Source organism: Actinosynnema sp. NPDC023658, from assembly GCF_040639995.1.
Taxonomy (GTDB): domain Bacteria; phylum Actinomycetota; class Actinomycetes; order Mycobacteriales; family Pseudonocardiaceae; genus Actinosynnema.
On record NZ_JBFAAX010001211.1, the window covers coordinates 1 to 1,528 of the forward strand.

Annotated in this window: 2 protein-coding genes; one reads left to right on the plus strand and one right to left on the minus strand. The window is 72.4% G+C overall.

The features are described 5' to 3' along the window. Positions 1-326: 326 nt before the first annotated feature. A complete protein-coding gene (locus AB0G02_RS39615; protein ID WP_360805497.1) occupies positions 327-704 on the minus strand; it encodes a MerR family transcriptional regulator in 378 nt (125 codons plus the stop codon). Positions 705-779: 75 nt separating this feature from the next. On the opposite strand from AB0G02_RS39615, the gene AB0G02_RS39620 reads away from it, so the two are divergent. Then, entirely contained in the window at positions 780-1,508 is a 729-nt protein-coding gene (locus tag AB0G02_RS39620; protein WP_360805500.1) for an SDR family oxidoreductase, read from the plus strand. Positions 1,509-1,528: the final 20 nt, after the last annotated feature.

The following is a 1,528-nucleotide window of genomic DNA, read 5'->3' on the forward strand; positions in this document are numbered from 1 at the left end:
CCTCTGTGGGTAGAGACGCCGGCCGCCAGGTCGTGAGAGCGCTCTCTCACGGTCTGCGCGGCCGGGCGTTGGCGATGTGGGGTTGGCTATTTCTACTTGACGATCCACGTCCGCGCCATGCCCCGCCGACCACGAATTCGTCCCGGTACCAGCCGGAAACGCGGTCCCGACTTCGCACTGCGGTGCCCCGGTCACTGATCGTGGATCGACGGCCTCCCGGCGCACGCCCATCACGCCGCTCCAGGGACCGACCGTCACGGACCTCCTCGGCCGGGCGACCAGCACCCCTGCCGCGGACCGCCGGTGCGGCGTCCGGCCGACCGCGCCTACGGGTGCGCGTCCGTGATCGCGATGACCTCGTCGAGGCGGTCCAGCGCGGCCTGCAGGTCGTCGACCCTGGCCTGGATGCGGTCGCGCTCGGCGCGCAGCATGGCCCGCTGCTCGGCGTCGGTGTGCCCGGAGTCCCAGCACGGGAGGAGTTCCGTGATCCTCCGGCTGGTCAGGCCGGCGGCGAACATCTGCTGGAAGAAGCGGACCAGGGCGACGGCGTTCTGCCGGTAGAGGCGCTGGCCGGACGGGCTGCGTTCCGCGACGAGCAGCCCCTGCTCCTCGTAGTAGCGCACGGCGCGCACCGAGACGCCGGCACCCCGTGCCACCTCACCGATGCGGATCAGCCGCTCGGTCGCGGCCTCTGCGACGGTCATGGTGACTCCTCTCACGCGGGCCCCGACGACGAGCACTTGCCCCTGACGTCAACGTCAGGTTTTAGCGTACCGGGCATGGATGTGCACAACTCAGTAGCCCTCGTCACCGGAGCCAACCGCGGCCTGGGCCGCGCCTTCGCCCAGCGCCTGCTCGAACGGGGCGCGCGCAAGGTCTACGCGACGGCCCGCCGACCGGAGACCGTGGACCTGCCCGGGGTCGAGGTGCTGGCCCTCGACATCGTCGATCCCGCCTCCGTGAGGGCCGCGGCCGAAGCCGCCCCGGACGTCTCGCTGCTGGTCAACAACGCGGGGATCCAGACGGGGACCGACCTGGTGACCGGTCCCCTGGACGCGGTGCGGCACGAGCTGGAGACCAACGTGCTCGGCCACCTCGCGATGATCCGGGAGTTCGCGCCGGTGCTCGCCGGGAACGGCGGGGGCGCGATCGTCAACGTCCTCTCCGCGATGTCGTGGTTCGGCGGCAAGGGCGCCAACGCCTACCACCTCACCAAGGCCGCCGCCTGGGCCATGACCAACGGCGTCCGCCTGGAGCTGGCCGAGCAGGGCACGCTCGTGACAGCGGTGCACCTCGGCCTGGCCGACACCGACATGGCCGCGGGCTGGCCGGTGGACAAGTTGGCGCCGTCGGACCTGGCCGACGCGGCGCTCGACGGTGTCGAGGCGGACTCGGCCGAGGTCCTGGCCGACCAGTGGAGTCGGGACGTCAAGTCCCGGCTGCCGCTGGCGCCGGAGGAGTTCAACGCCGCGATGGACCGCGCCCTGGCGGCGCTGACGGCGGCCTGAGGGGCGCACCGGCCCCGGTC